The organism is Salmonella sp. SAL-020 (genome assembly GCF_017372215.1).
Classification (GTDB): Bacteria; Pseudomonadota; Gammaproteobacteria; order Enterobacterales; family Enterobacteriaceae; genus Salmonella; species Salmonella enterica.
In genome coordinates this window covers 684,417-702,837 of record NZ_CP071690.1, presented here as the reverse complement: position 1 = coordinate 702,837, position 18,421 = coordinate 684,417, and the positions used below count along the sequence as shown (strand labels likewise).

The 18,421-nt window shown below is 54.2% G+C and carries 16 protein-coding genes; 7 read left to right on the top strand and 9 right to left on the bottom strand.

The genetic code is table 11. From position 1 onward, the window contains the following. Positions 1 to 51 precede the first annotated feature (51 nt). Entirely contained in the window at positions 52 to 2,223 is a 2,172-nt protein-coding gene (locus J1G48_RS03355) for a YgiQ family radical SAM protein (RefSeq protein ID WP_001274458.1), read from the bottom strand. 487 nt (positions 2,224 to 2,710) lie between these two features. On the opposite strand from J1G48_RS03355, the gene J1G48_RS03350 reads away from it, so the two are divergent. The 3 genes from J1G48_RS03350 to J1G48_RS03340 are packed head-to-tail and all read left to right on the top strand — an operon-like array spanning position 2,711 to position 5,536. Further along, positions 2,711 to 3,694 carry a TRAP transporter substrate-binding protein gene (locus J1G48_RS03350; protein WP_000799367.1) on the top strand — a complete coding sequence of 328 codons (984 nt, stop codon included), beginning with the start codon at positions 2,711 to 2,713 and terminating at the stop codon, positions 3,692 to 3,694. 41 nt (positions 3,695 to 3,735) lie between these two features. Further along, a complete protein-coding gene (locus J1G48_RS03345) occupies positions 3,736 to 4,218 on the top strand; it encodes a TRAP transporter small permease (RefSeq protein ID WP_001221825.1) in 483 nt (160 codons plus the stop codon). Between the two features lie 10 nt (positions 4,219 to 4,228). After that, positions 4,229 to 5,536 (top strand): TRAP transporter large permease subunit, encoded by a 1,308-nt coding sequence (locus J1G48_RS03340; RefSeq protein ID WP_000345261.1) that lies wholly within the window; start codon positions 4,229 to 4,231, stop codon positions 5,534 to 5,536. Positions 5,537 to 5,580: 44 nt separating this feature from the next. Here the strand turns inward: J1G48_RS03340 and ftsP are convergent, their stop codons facing one another. The 5 genes from ftsP to J1G48_RS03315 form a co-directional block, all read right to left on the bottom strand. Beyond that, positions 5,581 to 6,993 (bottom strand): cell division protein FtsP, encoded by a 1,413-nt coding sequence (ftsP, locus tag J1G48_RS03335; RefSeq protein ID WP_000010658.1) that lies wholly within the window; start codon positions 6,991 to 6,993, stop codon positions 5,581 to 5,583. 73 nt (positions 6,994 to 7,066) lie between these two features. Continuing rightward, positions 7,067 to 7,804, bottom strand: coding sequence for a 1-acylglycerol-3-phosphate O-acyltransferase (plsC, locus tag J1G48_RS03330; protein ID WP_000965730.1), 738 nt, complete (start codon positions 7,802 to 7,804; stop codon positions 7,067 to 7,069). Between the two features lie 256 nt (positions 7,805 to 8,060). Next, positions 8,061 to 10,319 (bottom strand): DNA topoisomerase IV subunit A, encoded by a 2,259-nt coding sequence (gene parC, locus J1G48_RS03325; RefSeq protein WP_001281910.1) that lies wholly within the window; start codon positions 10,317 to 10,319, stop codon positions 8,061 to 8,063. 110 nt (positions 10,320 to 10,429) lie between these two features. Continuing rightward, the gene (locus J1G48_RS03320) at positions 10,430 to 11,296 is read right to left on the bottom strand and encodes an AraC family transcriptional regulator (RefSeq protein ID WP_000998803.1); all 867 of its coding nucleotides are present in this window, start codon (positions 11,294 to 11,296) and stop codon (positions 10,430 to 10,432) included. Positions 11,297 to 11,367: 71 nt separating this feature from the next. Next, positions 11,368 to 11,760: a YgiW/YdeI family stress tolerance OB fold protein gene (locus J1G48_RS03315; protein WP_000731552.1), complete on the bottom strand. Its 393-nt coding sequence runs from the start codon at positions 11,758 to 11,760 to the stop codon at positions 11,368 to 11,370. 151 nt (positions 11,761 to 11,911) lie between these two features. On the opposite strand from J1G48_RS03315, the gene qseB reads away from it, so the two are divergent. The 4 genes from qseB to J1G48_RS03295 all read left to right on the top strand — a co-directional run bounded on the left by qseB (position 11,912) and on the right by J1G48_RS03295 (position 14,951). Continuing rightward, positions 11,912 to 12,571 carry a quorum sensing response regulator transcription factor QseB gene (gene qseB, locus J1G48_RS03310; protein WP_001221574.1) on the top strand — a complete coding sequence of 220 codons (660 nt, stop codon included), beginning with the start codon at positions 11,912 to 11,914 and terminating at the stop codon, positions 12,569 to 12,571. Next, entirely contained in the window at positions 12,568 to 13,917 is a 1,350-nt protein-coding gene (gene qseC / locus J1G48_RS03305) for a quorum sensing histidine kinase QseC (RefSeq protein WP_000779338.1), read from the top strand. The genes qseB and qseC overlap by 4 nt, the downstream gene beginning before the upstream one ends. A 106-nt stretch (positions 13,918 to 14,023) precedes the next feature. Next, positions 14,024 to 14,605, top strand: a complete 582-nt coding sequence (locus J1G48_RS03300; RefSeq protein ID WP_000065416.1) for an NAD(P)H-dependent oxidoreductase — start codon at positions 14,024 to 14,026, stop codon at positions 14,603 to 14,605. 31 nt (positions 14,606 to 14,636) lie between these two features. Further along, positions 14,637 to 14,951, top strand: coding sequence for a putative quinol monooxygenase (locus tag J1G48_RS03295; protein WP_000958587.1), 315 nt, complete (start codon positions 14,637 to 14,639; stop codon positions 14,949 to 14,951). Positions 14,952 to 15,075: 124 nt separating this feature from the next. Here J1G48_RS03295 and parE read toward each other — a convergent pair whose 3' ends face one another. Genes parE through cpdA form a run of 3 tightly spaced genes read right to left on the bottom strand, consistent with a single transcriptional unit; the run spans position 15,076 to position 18,404 of the window. Then, positions 15,076 to 16,968, bottom strand: coding sequence for a DNA topoisomerase IV subunit B (gene parE / locus J1G48_RS03290; protein ID WP_000195318.1), 1,893 nt, complete (start codon positions 16,966 to 16,968; stop codon positions 15,076 to 15,078). Between the two features lie 27 nt (positions 16,969 to 16,995). Further along, entirely contained in the window at positions 16,996 to 17,577 is a 582-nt protein-coding gene (yqiA, locus tag J1G48_RS03285; protein ID WP_000105725.1) for an esterase YqiA, read from the bottom strand. Beyond that, entirely contained in the window at positions 17,577 to 18,404 is an 828-nt protein-coding gene (gene cpdA / locus J1G48_RS03280) for a 3',5'-cyclic-AMP phosphodiesterase (RefSeq protein ID WP_000444734.1), read from the bottom strand. Before cpdA ends, yqiA begins: the two co-directional genes overlap by 1 nt. Between the last annotated feature and the right edge of the window lie 17 nt (positions 18,405 to 18,421).

Sequence of the window (18,421 nt, the reverse complement as noted above, 5' to 3'; positions counted from 1 at the left end):
TCTGTTACTTCCAAAAACATTAGCTTCCAGAAGCAACAGATTCAAAGGTAATTAACGCCCTGCGCCTTTCCCGCGCTTCTTATTAGCGGCAAGCCCCTGCCGCTGATGTTCCACCGGCGTATGCTTGGTCAACGCCGGGCGGGTATTGCGGTTCTGGCGACGCGCTTCGCGCATCTCTTCAATGGTCGGCGCAGGCACCAGACACTCACGGCGACCGCCAATCAAATGCTTTTTCCCCATCGCTTCCAGCGCCTGGCGAATCAGCGGCCAGTTCGCCGGATCGTGATAACGCAGCAGCGCCTTATGCAAGCGACGTTGCCTGTCTCCCTTCGGCACCACCACATCTTCACTCTTATAACCAATTTTACCCAGCGGGTTTTTGCCGGTGTAATACATGGTGGTCGAATTCGCCAACGGCGACGGGTAGAAGTTCTGCACCTGATCCAAACGGAAGCGGTGGCGCTTGAGCCACAGCGCCAGATTCACCATATCCTCGTCCCGCGTGCCCGGATGCGCGGAGATAAAATACGGGATCAGATACTGCTCTTTTCCGGCCTGTTTAGAGTAAAGGTCAAATAACTCTTTAAAGCGATCGTAGCTGCCCATACCCGGCTTCATCATTTTCGACAGCGGACCTTCTTCAGTATGCTCCGGCGCAATCTTCAGATAGCCGCCCACATGATGGCTCGCCAGCTCTTTAATGTAGCGAGGATCTTCTACGGCGATGTCGTAGCGCACGCCGGAGGCAATTAAGATTTTCTTAATGCCTTTCAGCTCACGGGCGCGGCGATAAAGATTGATCGTCGGCGTATGGTCAGTATCCATATGCGGACAGATATCCGGATAGACGCATGACAGGCGACGACAGGTCTGCTCCGCACGCGGCGACTTACAGCGCAGCATATACATGTTCGCGGTAGGACCGCCCAGATCGGAGATCACGCCGGTAAACCCCGGCACCGTGTCGCGGATCGCTTCGATCTCGTTGATAATAGAGTCTTCCGAGCGGCTCTGAATGATGCGCCCTTCATGTTCAGTGATCGAGCAGAAAGAGCAGCCGCCAAAGCAGCCGCGCATGATATTGATCGAAAAGCGGATCATCTCATAGGCCGGAATACGGGCATTGCCGTAAGCCGGGTGCGGCACACGCTGATACGGCAGCGCAAACACGCTATCCATCTCTTCAGTGGAGAGCGGTATGGCGGGCGGGTTGATCCAGACATAGCGGTCGCCGTGTTTTTGCATCAGCGCCCGCGCGCAGCCAGGGTTAGTTTCGTGATGCAGAATACGCGACGCATGGGCGTACAGCACCTTGTCGCCTTTCACCTTTTCAAAGGATGGCAGCAGGATATAGGTTTTTTCCCACGGCTTCGGACGCGGCGGCTGCACGGTAATCGCTTTAGCTTCCTGCTTTTTCGGCGCGACCGGCTTGTTATCCGCGCACGGCAGATCCTCACCATAGGGATGGGGAATTGGATCGATTTTACCCGGCGTGTCCAGACGAGTGGAGTCGACGCCGCTCCAGCCAGGCAGCGCTTCTTTAACCATAATCGCAGTGTTACGCACGTCGCGAATCTGATCGATGGTTTCGCCCATTGCCAGACGGTGCGCCACTTCCACCAGCGGACGCTCGCCGTTGCCAAACATCAGCATGTCGGCTTTGGAATCGACTAACACCGAACGACGCACAGTATCAGACCAGTAGTCGTAATGCGCGGTACGGCGCAGACTGGCCTCAATGCCGCCAAGGATCACCGGGACATCTTTCCACGCTTCTTTGCAACGCTGGGTATAGACCAGCGTGGCGCGGTCCGGGCGTTTGCCCGCGACGTTATCCGGGGTGTAGGCGTCGTCATGGCGCAGCTTACGGTCGGCGGTGTAACGGTTGATCATCGAGTCCATGTTGCCGGCGGTGACGCCGAAGAACAGGTTCGGTTTTCCCAGACGCATAAAGTCGTCTTTGCTGTTCCAGTCAGGCTGGGCGATGATCCCCACGCGGAAGCCCTGCGCTTCCAGCATACGACCGCAAATCGCCATGCCGAAGCTCGGATGGTCGACGTAGGCGTCGCCGGTTACCAGAATAATGTCGCAGCTATCCCAGCCAAGTTGATCCATCTCGTCACGTGACATCGGCAAAAACGGCGCCGGCCCAAAGCAGGCGGCCCAGTACTGCGGCCAGGAGAAAAGGTCGCGATCCGGTTGGATCAGGGAGATAGCGCTCATATTGCTTCCAAAACGATTGGCAAAAAAATAATCAAAGGTCGGGGATTATAAGCCGTATCTATAGCGAAAATGAAGGAGATTATCGCCTTATATGCAGGGCTGGCGCGAAATAGAAACAACTTTAAACGGCCTGGCCTGATGTGTTTGAAATTGGTCTTATGAATATCTCCAAATTGGTATGCAATTAATTATACCCACGTCTAAAAACGCAGTATCGCCATAACAACAAAAAGTAAAAAAATATCATATTATCAGTAATATATAAAAAAACTTCGCTGAATTGCTCACGGCACTGTTTTTACCATGACTTTCTTCTGTGAACCAGATCTCTTTCTTTGGTCTATTGATTAAATTAAATTGGCTGACAGAGTTCAGGGGATAAAGAACACCATCACCACGCCTTTCCCCTACGCAATACCTTACGTATCAGCAGGTTATTAATTAATCAACGATAACCACAGGAATCCCAACCTATAAGGAAGCAGATATGAAAAACACACGTTCATTCACAACATCAGCGGTATTACTGGCCGGCTGTTTGCTACTGGCATTTCCAGCGCTCGCCAAAACCACGCTGAAACTGAGCCACAATCAGGATAAAAGCCACGCCGTTCACAAAGCGATGAGCTATCTGGCCGATAAAGCGAAAGCCTATTCGGACGGCGAATTAAATATTCGTATTTACCCCAACGCCACGCTGGGCAACGAACGTGAATCGCTGGAATTGATGAACTCCGGCGCTCTGCAAATGGTGAAAGTCAATGCGGCATCGCTGGAGTCTTTTGCGCCGGAATATAGCGTGTTTAGCCTGCCGTTTTTATTCCGCGACCGCGATCACTACTACAACGTACTGAAAAGCGACTTAGGGAAACGCATTCTCGCGTCCTCCGAAAGCAAAGGCTTCGTCGGCTTAACCTGGTACGACGGCGGCGCCCGCAGTTTTTACGCTGGTAAGCCCATCACTCAACCCGACGATTTAGCCGGTATGAAAATCAGAGTGCAGCAAAGCCCCAGCGCTATCGCGATGGTGAAAGCGCTCGGCGGCGTGCCGACGCCGATGGCGCAAGGCGAACTCTATACCGCGCTCCAGCAAGGCGTGGTCGATGGCGGCGAAAACAACCCCGTGGTTTATGCCGATATGCGTCATGCGGAGGTGGCGAAATTCTATTCCCGCGACGAGCACACGATGGTGCCGGATGTCCTGGTCATCAGTACCAAAGTACTTAACAAATTGAGCGATAAAGAGCGGAAAGCGTTATATAAAGCCGCAGATGAATCCATGCAGCAAATGAAAGACGTCATCTGGCCCGCCGCGGAAAAAGAGGCTTATGAGAGCATGAAGGCCATGAATGCGACCGTTGTTGATATTGATAAATCCGCGTTCAAACAGCGTGTTAAGCCCTTGTTTGATGAGTTCCGCGCGAAAGATGCTCAATCAGCGAAGGATCTGGAATACATCGAGAATATGTAAATCTGCCGGGCAGGGTTCTCCTGCCCTTTACAGGATGTAATATGCGAATACTCACCAATGCACTGAACAAAATACTGGCCGGGTGCTGCTGTATTATTCTGGCGATCATGGTTGCCTGCGTATCCTGGCAGGTGGCGGCGCGCTTTATATTCAACGCGCCAAGCAGCACGCTCGACGAATTCACCCAGATTCTTTTTATGTGGATGATTCTGTTAGGCGGCGTCTATACCGCCGGATTAAAAAAACATTTAGCTATCGATTTGTTAGCGCAAAAACTCTCCCGAACGCCCGCCCTCGTGCTCGACAGTATCATTCAGGTGATTATTACCGTGTTCGCGCTGATTTTTATGGTGTACGGCGGTGATATTATTGTTGAAAAAGCGGCGCACGTCAGCCAAATGTCCCCGGTATTAAAATGGCCTATGGATAAAGTCTATTGGGTCATGCCGATTAGCGGCGTCATCCTGGTGTACTACACCATTGTGAACGTTATTGATAATTATCATCAGCGCCATCTTCGCTAACGAGGGATATATGGACTTTGAATATATTTACCCAATAATTGTTTTATTTGGCAGCTTTGCCATTATGCTGGCGGTCGGCGTTCCTATTACATTCGCTATCGGGCTGTCGTCCTTATTCTCAATCCTGATAGCCCTTCCCCCGGATGCGGCAATCTCGGTTATTTCGCAAAAAATGACCGTCGGTCTCGATGGCTTTACGCTGCTGGCGATCCCCTTTTTTGTGTTAGCCGGCAATATCATGAATACCGGGGGAATCGCCCGGCGCCTGGTGAATCTGGCTCAGGCGTTAGTTGGCCGCCTTCCCGGTTCGCTGGCGCACTGCAATATTCTGGCGAACACCCTGTTTGGCGCGATATCCGGCTCGGCTGTCGCTTCTGCGGCCGCGGTGGGCGGCATCATGTCGCCATTACAGGAAAAAGAGGGCTACTCTCCGGCGTTCTCTACGGCGATCAACGTCGCTTCGGCGCCGATTGGCCTGATGATCCCGCCCAGCAATGTGCTAATTGTCTATTCGCTGGCTAGCGGCGGCACCTCTGTCGCCGCCCTGTTTTTGGCGGGCTACCTGCCCGGCATCTTAACCGCGCTGGCTTTAATGACGGTAGCGGCGCTGTATGCCCATCGCCACCATTACCCGGTTGCCGAACGCATCAACCTGCGGCAGTTTCTGTCGGTATTCCGCGATTCATTGCCCAGCCTGTTGCTGATATTTATTATTATCGGCGGCATTATCGGCGGCGTATTTACGCCAACAGAGGCCTCTGCGATCGCGGTAATCTATAGCCTGGCGCTGGCGGCCATTTATCGAGAAATTAATGTGAGTAAGTTGCGCGATATTCTGCTGGATTCGGTAGTAACCAGCTCTATTGTTCTCTTACTGGTCGGCTGCTCAATGGGAATGTCATGGGCGATGACCAATGCTGATGTTCCTGAACTGATTAATGAAATGATTACCAGCGTGTCCGAAAATAAATGGGTCATCTTGCTGATTATCAATCTCATTTTGTTACTCGTCGGGACGTTTATGGATATTACCCCGGCTATTCTGATCTTTACGCCTATTTTCCTTCCCATTGCTCAACATCTGGGAATCGACCCTGTCCATTTTGGCATTATTATGGTTTTCAATTTAACCATCGGACTGTGTACGCCCCCGGTAGGCACTATTTTGTTCGTCGGTTGCAGTATCGGCAAAATCAGTATTGATAAAGTCGTCAAACCGCTATTACCGATGTTTCTGGCACTCTTTGTGGTCATGGCGATGATTTGCTACTTCCCGCAGTTGAGTCTGCTGCTTCCCACGCTGTTTGCTCCTTCCTGAAAACCCTGACGGGTCTGCGCTATTCAGACCCGTACTCGGACGCTTTACGACGCCGGATTCACCAGCATTTGCCCAATCGAGCCGCGGTCAGCCATTTCCAGCGTCTGGCTGTTGAAATAGAACGGGAAGTGCGGCCAGGACGGCTGACCGTAATAGACCAGCAATTCGACTTGCCCATCCACCCAGACGGTATCTTTCCAGCCTCTATCTTCCGGGAACGGCATAGCGCCGTTGACGTTACGAATCAGGAAAGAGACGCCCTCAATATGGAACGACTGCGGCATATCGGCGCGTACCGTCCAGCGCTCCCAGGTGCCTTGTTGGGCGGTAATATCAATGCGATTCACATCCCACAGTTGGCCGTTAATCCCCGGATCGTCGCCAAGACTGATGTCCCGACTGCGGACAGGCGCGCCGCTCATGATCTCCGTCGGCAACAGACGCATCGGCAGATTATCGGTCACCAGCGGCAGCAATCCGGTTGGCCGTAACGTCAGCACCAGGGTCGAAACCAGAATACTGGAAGGCTCAAAGAAACCGCGAATCCGATCGACTATGCTGGCCGCTTCCCCGCAGGTGATCGAGACTTCGTCGCCGTTGGTCATATCAACCAGGATTTCACGTCGCTCGCCGGGCGCCAGTGACAACTGTTTGACGGAAACCGGCGCAGGTAAAAAGCCCTGATCGCCTGAAATCACATGCAGCGCCCGGCCATCGCTCATCTGAAGCTGATAGCGCCGCGAGTTCGAGGCGTTCAACAACCGTAACCGCACCCAGCCGCGGGACACTTCGACATAGGGGCTTTGCGCGCCGTTCACCAGCAGCGTATCGCCGACAAAACCACCGCTTCCCGGTTCGCTGTACTCCGGCGTCCCAAAGTTATCCAGCCGTTTATCCTGGATAATGACGGGAAAATCATCCACGCCGTAATGGTTCGGAATGGGCAGCGTTTTACTAATGTCGTCTTCGACCAGCCACATTCCGGCCAGGCCGTTATACACCTGCTGCGCAGTGCGGTTAGGCGTGTTAGCGTGATACCACAGCGTCGCGGCGCTCTGACGAATCGGCAACACCGGCGCCCAGTCCGCGTTCGGCGACATCATACGCGCCGGGCCACCCATCAGCGGCCCCGGCACCAGTAAACCAGCAACCGTCATGGAGACATTTTCCGCCAGGCGGTTGCTATAGATGAGTTTAACGTCATCGCCTTTCCAGACGCGGATTGTCGGCCCCAGATAACGACCGTTCACTCCCCAGACCGGCGCGCGCGTGCCTTGCGTAAAGGACCAGTGCGCTCGCTGTAGCGTCATAAACAACGGCTGCCCGCGACGGGACTCCAGCAACGGCGGAACAGGCAACGGCTGTTGCTGACCGGCAGCATTCGCCCTGAGGGGAATCGCGCCTGCACATAGTGCGATTCCCGATGCCTGAAGAAACTGACGCCGACTGAATGACATATAAGCTCCATGTAAAACAGGCTAAAGAGTTGTGCCTGAAAAAATGATTTCTACAATAACAGAGTAAGACTGCTTAAACCTTACCGGTCGCTTCACGTTCCGCAACCTCTTTATCAAGTTCCGCGATTTTTTGCTCCATTAACGCACGGCAGTGGGCCGCCAGCTCGCGAACCTGATCTTTACCATATTCGCTGACATCGACTGGCGGCAGCATTTCCACAATAACCAGTCCGTTGTTCAGGCGGTTTAGATTGACTTTGTTAGAGGTGTTGGAAACGCAGACAGGAATGATCGGCACACCAGCCGCGATAGCCGCATGAAACGCGCCGGTTTTAAACGGCAGCAGACCGCGTCCCCGGCTACGCGTACCTTCAGGGAACATCCAGATAGAAATACGGCGCTTTTTAAAATGGTTAACCACTGCCGCAATGGTGCTATGCGCTTTGGCGCGGTTATTACGGTCAATCAACAGATTACCGGTCAGCCAGTACAGTTGCCCAAAAAACGGGATCCAAAGCAGGCTTTTTTTCCCCACCGTCACCGTTGGAGGCTGCACAATATTCGCCGCCGTGACCATATCATAATTATTCTGGTGGTTAGCAATATAGATAGCATTGCCATAGTTTTCCGCGTCGGCGGGTTTGCGGCACTCCACTTTCAGGCCAAACAGCGGGGCCAGACGACCGAACATATGTCCAAACGTCGCCACGTGTTTTGGGTTACGTGGGCTGAAAAGGCAGTAAATAGAACCGAAAACACAGACCAGAATGGAGTAAATAACGGTAACAATAAGACGAAAAATATATAGCATAACAACCTCTGAAGGCCTAAGAGCCCGGCATTCTACGTCACCTGAAATTCAGGTTAGGATTTTGGTAAGTGTGGCTCTCTGGAAAAACGTATTGTTAATCGCAATGCACGAATAAACAACGGTTTTACGGGAAATTTTAATGTTAATCCGATCTGAAACCGTAGGCCGGATAAGACGCTACTGCGTCGTCATCCGGCAACGGCAGAGCGCCGGATGGCGGCTTAGATGCCTTGTCCGGCCTACGGGCGCCCCTGTCTTACTCTTCGCTGTCGCCATGACTTACGCGATGCGGCGAATCAATCTCAATGCGATCGATACGCTGCAGGCCGCGCATTAATGTGCCACGGCGTCCGCGTTCACCGACTACCTTTTGTAACTCTTCAGGGCGCAGTTTGATTTTGCGCTTCCCGACATGGATAGTCAGAGTGCTTTGTGGCGGCAGCACGTACAGGTGCGCCAGTCCATCATCGCCTTTCGCCGCTTCTGCAGAGGGGATATTAATGATCTTATTCCCTTTGCCTTTCGACAGCTGCGGCAGAGAGTCTACCGGGAACATCAACATCCGTCCGGCCTGGGTAATCGCCAGCAGCATATCGTGCTCGTCTTCAATCACCAGCGGCGGCATGACGTGCGCATTTTCCGGCAGTGTAATCAACGCCTTACCGGCACGGTTACGGGCAACCAGATCGTTAAACGTACAAACGAAGCCGTAGCCCGCATCCGACGCCATCAGCAGTTTCTGGTCATCGCCTTCCATCAGCATATGCTCTACGGTCGCCCCCGGCGGCAGCGTGAGTTTGCCGGTCAGCGGCTCGCCCTGCCCACGCGCCGACGGAAGCGTAATGGGATCAATAGCATAGCTGCGCCCGGTGGTATCAATAAACACCACCGGTTGATTACTCTTACCTTTCACCGCGGCTTTAAAGCTGTCGCCCGCTTTATAGTTAAGCCCCGGCGCATCAATATCATGACCTTTGGCGCTGCGCACCCAGCCCATCTGCGACAGCACGATAGTCACCGGTTCGGACGGCAGCATGTCGTGTTCGCTCATCGCTTTAGCTTCTTCGCGCTCACGCAGCGGAGAACGGCGATCGTCGCCATAGGCATCGGAATCTGCCTGTAGCTCTTTTTTCAGCAAGGTATTCATTTTGCGTTCGGACGCGAGAATGCCCTGCAACTGGTCACGCTCTTTTTCCAGCTCGTCCTGCTCGCCGCGAATTTTCATCTCTTCCAGTTTGGCGAGATGACGCAGTTTCAGTTCGAGAATCGCTTCCGCCTGGGTTTCGCTGATGCCGAAACGCGACATCAGCGCGGGTTTCGGCTCATCCTCGTTACGGATAATCTCGATCACTTCATCGATGTTGAGAAACGCCACCAGCAAACCTTCGAGGATATGCAGGCGCTTAAGCACTTTCTCCAGACGATAGTTCAGACGACGGCGCACCGTGTCGCGGCGGAACGCCAGCCACTCGGTGAGGATCTCCAGCAGGTTTTTCACCGCCGGACGACCATCCAGACCGATCATGTTCAGGTTAATACGGTAGCTTTTTTCCAGATCGGTGGTGGCGAACAGATGGTTCATCACCTGCTCCATATCCACACGGTTGGAGCGCGGGACAATCACTAAACGCGTCGGGTTTTCGTGATCCGATTCATCGCGCAGGTCGTCCACCATCGGCAGTTTTTTATTGCGCATCTGCGCAGCAATCTGCTCCAGCACTTTTGCGCCAGATACCTGATGCGGCAACGCGGTGATCACCACGGCGCCGTCTTCTTTGGTCCATACCGCGCGCATACGCACGGAGCCACGCCCATTTTCGTAAATTTTACGAATTTCCGCACGAGGGGTAATGATCTCCGCTTCGGTCGGGTAATCCGGCCCCTGGACGATATCCAGCAACTGATCCAGCGTCGTTTTCGGCTGCTCAATCAGCGTAATCGCCGCTTTCGCCACTTCGCGCAGGTTATGCGGCGGAATATCTGTTGCCATGCCCACCGCAATACCGGTGGTGCCGTTCAGCAGGATGTTCGGCAGACGCGCCGGTAACATTTTCGGTTCCTGCATGGTGCCGTCGAAGTTTGGCACCCAGTCCGCCGTCCCCTGACCGAGTTCGCTTAACAGCAGCTCGGCGTATTTGGACAGGCGGGATTCGGTATAACGCATCGCCGCGAATGACTTCGGATCATCCGGCGCGCCCCAGTTCCCCTGGCCATCGACCAGCGGGTAACGGTAAGAGAACGGCTGCGCCATCAGCACCATGGCTTCATAGCAGGCGCTGTCGCCATGCGGGTGATACTTACCCAGTACGTCACCAACGGTACGGGCGGATTTTTTAAATTTAGCGGTGGCGTTCAGCCCCAGCTCTGACATCGCATAGACGATGCGGCGCTGTACCGGCTTCAGGCCGTCGCCAATAAACGGCAACGCACGATCCATGATCACGTACATGGAGTAGTTTAAGTAGGCGTTTTCCGTAAATTCATGTAGCGCAAGGCGCTCTGCCATATCGCTCATTAACAGGGGATCCTCAATCTGCATGCTGACCGTTCGGACGGCAATATTGCCGCAGATAATACCCTATCTCACGGTCTGAGTCACAAACCGTGAGACAGGTGGCGAGGAAGTTAACGAAGCGGCAGATAGATATCCGTCAGCAGCTCATGTTCCGCGACCTCATGGACGAAATTCAGGTACTGGAAGAAGACCGGAAAATCGCGCGGCGTCTCACCGCTGGCGGGTAGCCATTCGCGGAATAAATACCACACGCTCTCCGGGAGGCTGTCGAGCGATCCCTGATGGCGCACCACCGCGCAGCGCCCGCCAGGAATCTCGCTATTCACCACGCCAACGTCATTTTCGGCTATCGGCTGGCGGACGCTGCCGCAGATATCAAAGCGGAATTGAGCCGGCGGCGTCGTCTGCGGGTCGTGCCAGGCAATACCAAAAGTTTGACTGCTGGCAATCGGCGACTGGCCCGTTTCGCGTCGCCATGCAATAAATTTCGCCGCGCTGGCGTTGACCTTATCCGGATGCCCCAGATGCGTCAGCATCGCGACGCGGGTAGGTGGAAATTCAACGATTTTTACGTCCATGACATGCTGCTCCTGTAACGCAAGTTTAGGAACGCGTTGGTGCCAGGCCAGCCAGTCCGGCGATTGCCGAAACCGGCACGGGCTTTGACCAAACGCGGTTTTGAAAGCACGTGTGAACGACTCCGGATTCTGAAATCCGGCATCCAGCGCGATATCGATAACTTTATCTTGCGGATTAAACGCCAGCCGCCATGACGCCCGGCGCAAACGCAGCCACTGGATATAGCGATAGAGCGGAAGCCCGCTCCAGACGGTAAACTGCCGGTGAAAATGAAACGGCGAGCTGTGCGCCATCCGGCTTAACGCCTCAAGCGACAGAGGCTCATCCAGATGACGCTCAATGTGGTCGCAAACGCGCCGCAGACGTTCGGAATAAGCCGCGCTGATCAGGTCATTCATCACTGCCTCCTTGTGGCCTATTCTGCCCACCGGGCGGCTGTGAATCCTGACCGATCTTGCGCAATGTGGGATTACGGATTCACTTTACGAATCTGTTTTACGTCGATTTCGACAGAGTTCCAGTCTTTATCCACTTCACCCTGAATTTCAACGGTATCCTGCGGGGTTACGGTCAGGCCGTTCCAGCGCTTGTGGTCAATATCCACATTGATAGTACCGGTCGCATCTTTAAACACATACAGGTCGTCGGAAATGCGCTCGACGATATTCCCGCGCAACGTTACCCACGCATCGTCACGCAGCGATTTAGCGCTCTCTACCGTCGTGCTGCTGCCGTTCGGGCCGACAAATCCGCCGCCTTGCGTTTGCGTCGCCGACGGGCCGGAGAAACCGCCCTGCTGAGCCGCCAGAACCGGGGTAGAACACAGTGCCATAACGGCAACGATTGCAGCTAATTTTTTCATGATTACTTTTCCCTTTCATGTCGTTTCAGATCCATTTAATAAGGTAATCCTTAACAACTTCTTAAGGCAAAAAAAGAATCTTTTTTTCTGTACATCGCCTGCGGCGACAAGGTTAACTGACGGTAACGCGAGTTACCGCAAGGAAGAACAGATGCGAATTTTACTGGTAGAAGATGACACACTTATTGGCGATGGCATAAAAGCGGGCCTGAGTAAAATGGGTTTCAGCGTCGACTGGTTTACCGAGGGACGTCCGGGCAAAGAGGCGCTTTACAGCGCGCCTTATGATGCGGTTATTTTAGATTTGACGCTGCCAGGCATGGACGGACGGGATATTTTGCGCGAATGGCGCGAAAAGGGTAAACAGGAACCGGTACTGATCCTGACGGCGCGCGACGCGTTAGCAGAGCGCGTCGAGGGGCTACGTCTGGGCGCCGATGACTATTTATGTAAACCTTTCGCGCTCATTGAGGTCGCCGCCCGTCTGGAGGCGCTGGTACGCCGCGCCAGCGGTCAGGCCAGTAGCGAATTGCGCCACGGCCAGGTGACGCTCAATCCAGGCAATCTCGTCGCGACGCTTGCCGGCGAACCGCTGGCCCTAAAACCAAAAGAGTTCGCGTTGCTGGAACTCTTACTGCGCAACAAAGGTCGCGTGCTGCCGCGCAAGCTTATTGAAGAGAAGCTGTATAACTGGGATGACGACGTGTCCAGCAATGCAGTGGAAGTCCATGTTCATCATTTACGCCGCAAGCTCGGCAGCGAATTTATTCGCACCGTGCACGGCATCGGCTACACCCTGGGTGACGCATGAAATTGACGCAACGTCTCAGCCTGCGCGTCAGGCTGACGCTTATTTTCCTGATTCTGGTCTCCATCACCTGGGCAATCTCCAGTTTTGTGGCCTGGAGAAAGACGACGGATAATGTCGACGAGCTGTTTGACACACAGTTGATGTTGTTCGCCAGACGGCTTAGCACCCTCGATCTTAACGAGCTCAACGCCCCGCAGCGCATGGCGCATACGCCAAAGAAATTAAAACATGGGCATATCGATGACGATGCGCTGGCGTTCGCCATCTTTTCCGCTGATGGCAAAATGTTGCTGCATGATGGCGACAACGGCCAGGATATTCCGTATCGCTATCGCCGGGAAGGTTTCGACAATGGCTATCTGAAGGATGACAACGACCTCTGGCGTTTTTTGTGGTTGAACTCGGCGGACGGCAAGTATCGTATCGTCGTCGGTCAGGAGTGGGATTACCGCGAAGATATGGCGCTGGCGATCGTAGCGGCGCAATTAACGCCGTGGCTGATCGCCCTTCCCTTCATGCTGCTGATTTTATTGCTCCTGCTTCACCGCGAGCTCAGACCGTTGAAAAAACTGGCGCAGGCGCTACGCTTCCGGTCGCCGGAATCGGAAACGCCGCTCGACGCCAAAGGCGTACCGAGCGAGGTTCGCCCACTGGTCGAAGCGCTTAATCAGCTTTTTAGCCGCATCCACTCCATGATGGTGCGCGAACGGCGATTTACCTCCGACGCCGCCCATGAATTGCGCAGCCCGCTGGCCGCGCTGAAAGTACAAACCGAGGTGGCGCAGCTCTCGGGCGACGATCCGCTATCGCGTGATAAAGCGCTGACCCAGCTCCATGCGGGGATCGATCGCGCCACGCGGCTGGTCGATCAGCTACTGACGTTATCGCGTCTCGACTCGCTCAATAATTTGCAGGATGTAGCGGAGATTTCGCTGGAAGAGCTGCTGCAGTCCGCGGTAATGGATATTTATCATCCGGCGCAGCAGGCGAATATCGACGTGCGTTTACAGCTTAACGCCCATGACGTCATACGTACCGGCCAGCCGCTACTCTTAAGCCTGTTAGTGCGTAACCTGCTGGATAATGCGATTCGCTACAGTCCGCAAGGCAGCGTCGTCGACGTTACCTTACATGCCCGCAGCTTCACCGTCAGAGATAATGGCCCTGGTGTAGCGCCAGAGATTCTGACGCATATCGGCGAGCGTTTTTACCGCCCGCCTGGCCAAAGTGTGACCGGCAGCGGTCTGGGATTATCAATCGTCCGTCGCATCGCTACGCTGCACGGCATGACGGTGTCGTTTGGCAACGCCGCGGAAGGTGGATTTGAGGCCGTAGTAAGTTGGTAACACAGACTTTTGCCAAAAACGCAAAAGACTTTGCACATTTTGCTAATTTCACCGCACCGCCCGTCAGCGTAGAATCAGCAGCAAACGCATTTCTTGAGGACACAAAATGAGTAACATCCTGATTATCAACGGGGCGAAAAAATTCGCGCACTCCAACGGCCAGTTAAATGACACCCTGACCGAAGTTGCCGATGGGCTGCTGCGCGATCTGGGTCATCAGGTTAAGATCGTCCGCGCCGACAGCGACTATGACATTAAAGAAGAGGTGCAGAATTTCGTCTGGGCTGACGTGGTGATTTGGCAGATGCCAGGCTGGTGGATGGGCGCGCCATGGACAGTAAAAAAATATATGGATGATGTCTTTACCGAAGGTCACGGCACGCTCTATGCCAGCGATGGCCGCACGCGTTCCGATGCCGCTAAAAAGTACGGTTCCGGCGGTCTGGTGCAGGGGAAAAAATATATGCTGTCACTGACGTGGAACGCGCCGATGGAAGCATTTACCGAAAAAGATCAATTTTTCCACGGCGTAGGCGTAGATGGCGTCTATCTGCCATTCCATAAAGCCAACCAGTTCCTGGGCATGGACGCGCTGCCAACGTTTATTGCCAACGACGTGATTAAAATGCCGGATGTTCCGCGCTATACCGCAGAATATCGCAAGCATCTGAGCGAAATTTTTGCTTAACTGGTCATCCTGGAATTAGAAGGAGTTAACCATGCTTACCGTCATTGCCGAAATTCGCACGCGTCCGGGCCAACATCACCGTCAGGCCGTCCTCGACCAGTTTGCGAAAATTATTCCAACCGTTCTTAAAGAAGAGGGGTGCCACGGTTACGCACCGATGGTGGATCATGCCGCGGGCGTGAGTTTTCAGACTCTGGCGCCTGACTCGATCGTGATGATTGAACAGTGGGAAAGCGTTGCGCACCTTGAGGCGCATCTGCAAACCCCGCATATGAAAGCCTACAGCGACGCGGTAAAAGACGATGTGCTGGAAATGAATATTCGTATTCTGGAATCCGGCGTTTAAGTTATTACCCTCGTCTGACGTCTCCCTGATGCGATGCGCAAGTGTCGCCATCAGGCTGCGGCGTCATGTCGAATTCGCTTATCCGGCCTGCGGCGCGCAGACCGGATAAAGCGTGCAACAATCGTTACACGTCGAGATCCGCGAGATCGCCTTTTTCCTGTAGCCAGTTGCGTCGATCTTCAGAACGTTTCTTCGCCAGCAGCATATCCATCATCGCGTTAGTACGCTGATCGTCTTCATCGCTAATGGTGAGCTGCACCAGGCGGCGAGTATTTGGATCAAGCGTGGTTTCGCGTAACTGCATCGGGTTCATTTCACCCAGGCCTTTGAAACGCTGTACGTTCGGCTTGCCTTTCTTACGCTTCAGTTGTTCCAGTACGCCCGCCTTCTCTTCTTCCGTCAGCGCGTAATAGACCTCTTTACCCAAATCGATACGGTATAGCGGCGGCAGCGCGACGTAGACATGACCATTCTTCACCAGCGCGCGGAAATGTCTGACAAACAGCGCGCAAAGCAGAGTAGCGATATGCAAACCATCGGAGTCCGCATCCGCCAGGATACAGATCTTGCCGTAGCGCAGCTGACTCAGATCGTCGCTGTCCGGATCGATACCGATCGCCACGGAAATATCATGCACCTCTTGCGAGGCCAGCACTTCATCGGAAGAGACTTCCCAAGTGTTAAGGATCTTACCTTTGAGCGGCATGATCGCCTGATATTCGCGATCGCGCGCCTGCTTGGCGGAACCGCCCGCCGAATCCCCTTCCACAAGGAACAGCTCGGTCCGATTAAGATCCTGCGCGGTACAGTCCGCCAGTTTCCCCGGCAACGCCGGACCGCTGGTGAGCTTTTTGCGTACCACTTTTTTTGCGGCGCGCAGTCGCCGCTGCGCGCTGGCAATCGCCATCTCTGCCAGTTGTTCCGCCGCCTGCACGTTCTGGTTCAGCCACAGGCTGAAGGCATCTTTCACCACGCCGGAAACAAATGCCGCACATTGACGCGACGACAGACGCTCTTTGGTCTGCCCGGCAAATTGCGGGTCCTGCATTTTCACGGAGAGCACATAAGCGCAGCGATCCCAGATATCTTCCGCCGACAGTTTGACGCCGCGCGGCAGAATATTGCGGTATTCGCAAAATTCGCGCATCGCGTCGAGCAGGCCCTGGCGCAGACCGTTGACGTGCGTCCCCCCCTGCATGGTCGGGATCAGGTTGACGTAGCTTTCCGTCAGTAATTCGCCGCCTTCCGGCAGCCACAATAGCGCCCAGTCAACAGCTTCCGTTTCACCGTTAAAATTACCGATAAACGGCTTTTCCGGCAGCGTCGGCAGGCCGTTTACCGCTTCGCCCAGATAGTCGTTCAGACCATCCTGGTAGCACCAGCGCTGCTCGCTGTTATTCACTTCATCTTTAAAAGTGATTTCCACGCCGGGACACAGCACCGCTTTTGCTTTCAGAACGTGCATTAAGCGAGAGACAGAAAAACGCGGGCTGTCGAAGAAACTTTCGTCCGGCCAGAAATGGACGCTGGTGCCAGTATTACGTTTACCGCAGGTGCCGACAACCTGCAAATCCTGCACTTTCTCGCCGTTTTCAAACGCGATGTTATAGACCTGACCGTCGCGGCGCACGGTCACTTCCACGCGCTTTGACAGGGCATTCACGACCGAAATCCCCACCCCATGCAGACCACCAGAGAACTGATAGTTCTTATTGGAGAATTTACCGCCGGCATGAAGCCGACAGAGGATCAGTTCTACCGCCGGAACCCCCTCTTCCGGATGGATATCCACCGGCATCCCGCGTCCGTCGTCAATCACTTCCAGCGATTGATCGGCATGTAAAATGACATCCACGCGTTTGGCGTGACCTGCCAGTGCTTCATCCACACTATTATCAATTACTTCCTGACCCAAATGGTTGGGACGGGTCGTATCGGTGTACATCCCCGGGCGGCGGCGTACCGGCTCAAGCCCAGTGAGTACCTCAATGGCATCAGCGTTATAAGTTTGCGTCATGGTTTAATTAGCAATTCGAATTGATTGTCAGCAACTGTGCAGTCCAAGAAAATCGACAATCTGGTTGAAATAATCTTCGAAGCCCGTGAATGCGTGATTACCACCCTCGGTCACTGTCTGACGGCAGGAGGCGTAATATGCCACCGCCTGGCGGTAATCCAGCACTTCATCGCCCGTCTGTTGCAGTAGCCAGATCAGGTCCGGCGCTTCCAGCGGGTCAATCTGCATGACTTTAAGATCATAAATATGGCGAGACTCTAGCACATATTGCTGCCCGGTGTAGGGGTTCTCGTTCTGACCGAGATAGTCGGTCAGTAATTCAAAGGGCCGCACGGCGGGATTCACCACCACAGCCGGCAGCATAAAACATTGCGACAGCCAGGTGGCGTAATAACCACCCAGCGACGATCCTACCAGCCCTAATGGCGCACCGCCATGCTCAAGCACGAGAGATTCCAGCAACTCCGCCGCATCGGCAGGATACGGCGGTAGTTGAGGGACGATCATCTCGACATGCGGATGACGCTCCGCCAGCCAGTTTTTTAGCTGGCACGCTTTTGCCGAGCGAGGGGAACTGTTGAATCCGTGCAAATAGAGAAGCGTAGACATCAGTATCCTTCCGAAGCGGTATCGGGTCGGAACCGGGTATCCTGCAGGCGATGCACTTCCGTCTCCAGGACGCCGTTCGCCTGGAGCTCCAGCGTACGCCAGCCCGGCGCGATAGTATCCAGCGTAAAGTTCGCGCAGTGCGGTTTGAACTGTACGCAGGTTGACGGCGACGCCAGCAGACGCCGTCCGTTCCAGTCGAGATCCAGCTCCTGGTGAATATGTCCGCATAGCAGATACTTTACACGCGGGAAATTCGCCAGCACGCTATCCAGCTCACCAGCATTACGCAAGCTGTGCTGATCCAGCCAACTGCACCCTGCCGGCAACGGATGGTGGTGCAACAGGAGCAATGTCTGTCTCTCTGGCGCATCGGCGAGCTTACGCTCAAGCCATTCCAGTTGGAACTCGCTCAGTTCGCCATGCGGGACGCCAAACACCTGGCTATCCAGCAACAAAATCTGCCATTGTTCACCGATTAACACGCGTTTAGCCGGGGAAATCCCCGCCTCTTGCAGCGCGCTGTACATTGCCGGCTGAAAATCATGATTGCCCGGTAGCCAAACGCAAGGCGCGCGAAAGCTTGCGATACCCTCAGCAAAATGCTGATAAGCCGCAGCGGATTGATCCTGCGCCAGATCGCCGGTGGCCACGATCAGATCATATTCATACTGTTGCGCCCGAATAGCCTCCAGCACGGCCTGGTAACTTTCCCAGGTATTGACGCCTAACAGCGTTTCATGCTTTTCGGCAAACAGGTGAGTATCTGTAATTTGTAAAATCCTGACTCGGGCCTCACCAGCCAGAGGTAGGGTTAACAGGCTTTCCAAATGGTGTCCTTAGGTTT

What these genes read in the sequence shown, in the direction of transcription:
- J1G48_RS03355 (WP_001274458.1), bottom strand. Translation starts at nt 2,223, where the DNA reads ATGAGCGCTATCTCCCTGATCCAACCGGATCGCGACCTTTTCTCCTGG.
- J1G48_RS03350 (WP_000799367.1), top strand. Translation starts at nt 2,711, where the DNA reads ATGAAAAACACACGTTCATTCACAACATCAGCGGTATTACTGGCCGGC.
- J1G48_RS03345 (WP_001221825.1), top strand. Translation starts at nt 3,736, where the DNA reads ATGCGAATACTCACCAATGCACTGAACAAAATACTGGCCGGGTGCTGC.
- J1G48_RS03340 (WP_000345261.1), top strand. Translation starts at nt 4,229, where the DNA reads ATGGACTTTGAATATATTTACCCAATAATTGTTTTATTTGGCAGCTTT.
- ftsP (WP_000010658.1), bottom strand. Translation starts at nt 6,993, where the DNA reads ATGTCATTCAGTCGGCGTCAGTTTCTTCAGGCATCGGGAATCGCACTA.
- plsC (WP_000965730.1), bottom strand. Translation starts at nt 7,804, where the DNA reads ATGCTATATATTTTTCGTCTTATTGTTACCGTTATTTACTCCATTCTG.
- parC (WP_001281910.1), bottom strand. Translation starts at nt 10,319, where the DNA reads ATGAGCGATATGGCAGAGCGCCTTGCGCTACATGAATTTACGGAAAAC.
- J1G48_RS03320 (WP_000998803.1), bottom strand. Translation starts at nt 11,296, where the DNA reads ATGAATGACCTGATCAGCGCGGCTTATTCCGAACGTCTGCGGCGCGTT.
- J1G48_RS03315 (WP_000731552.1), bottom strand. Translation starts at nt 11,760, where the DNA reads ATGAAAAAATTAGCTGCAATCGTTGCCGTTATGGCACTGTGTTCTACC.
- qseB (WP_001221574.1), top strand. Translation starts at nt 11,912, where the DNA reads ATGCGAATTTTACTGGTAGAAGATGACACACTTATTGGCGATGGCATA.
- qseC (WP_000779338.1), top strand. Translation starts at nt 12,568, where the DNA reads ATGAAATTGACGCAACGTCTCAGCCTGCGCGTCAGGCTGACGCTTATT.
- J1G48_RS03300 (WP_000065416.1), top strand. Translation starts at nt 14,024, where the DNA reads ATGAGTAACATCCTGATTATCAACGGGGCGAAAAAATTCGCGCACTCC.
- J1G48_RS03295 (WP_000958587.1), top strand. Translation starts at nt 14,637, where the DNA reads ATGCTTACCGTCATTGCCGAAATTCGCACGCGTCCGGGCCAACATCAC.
- parE (WP_000195318.1), bottom strand. Translation starts at nt 16,968, where the DNA reads ATGACGCAAACTTATAACGCTGATGCCATTGAGGTACTCACTGGGCTT.
- yqiA (WP_000105725.1), bottom strand. Translation starts at nt 17,577, where the DNA reads ATGTCTACGCTTCTCTATTTGCACGGATTCAACAGTTCCCCTCGCTCG.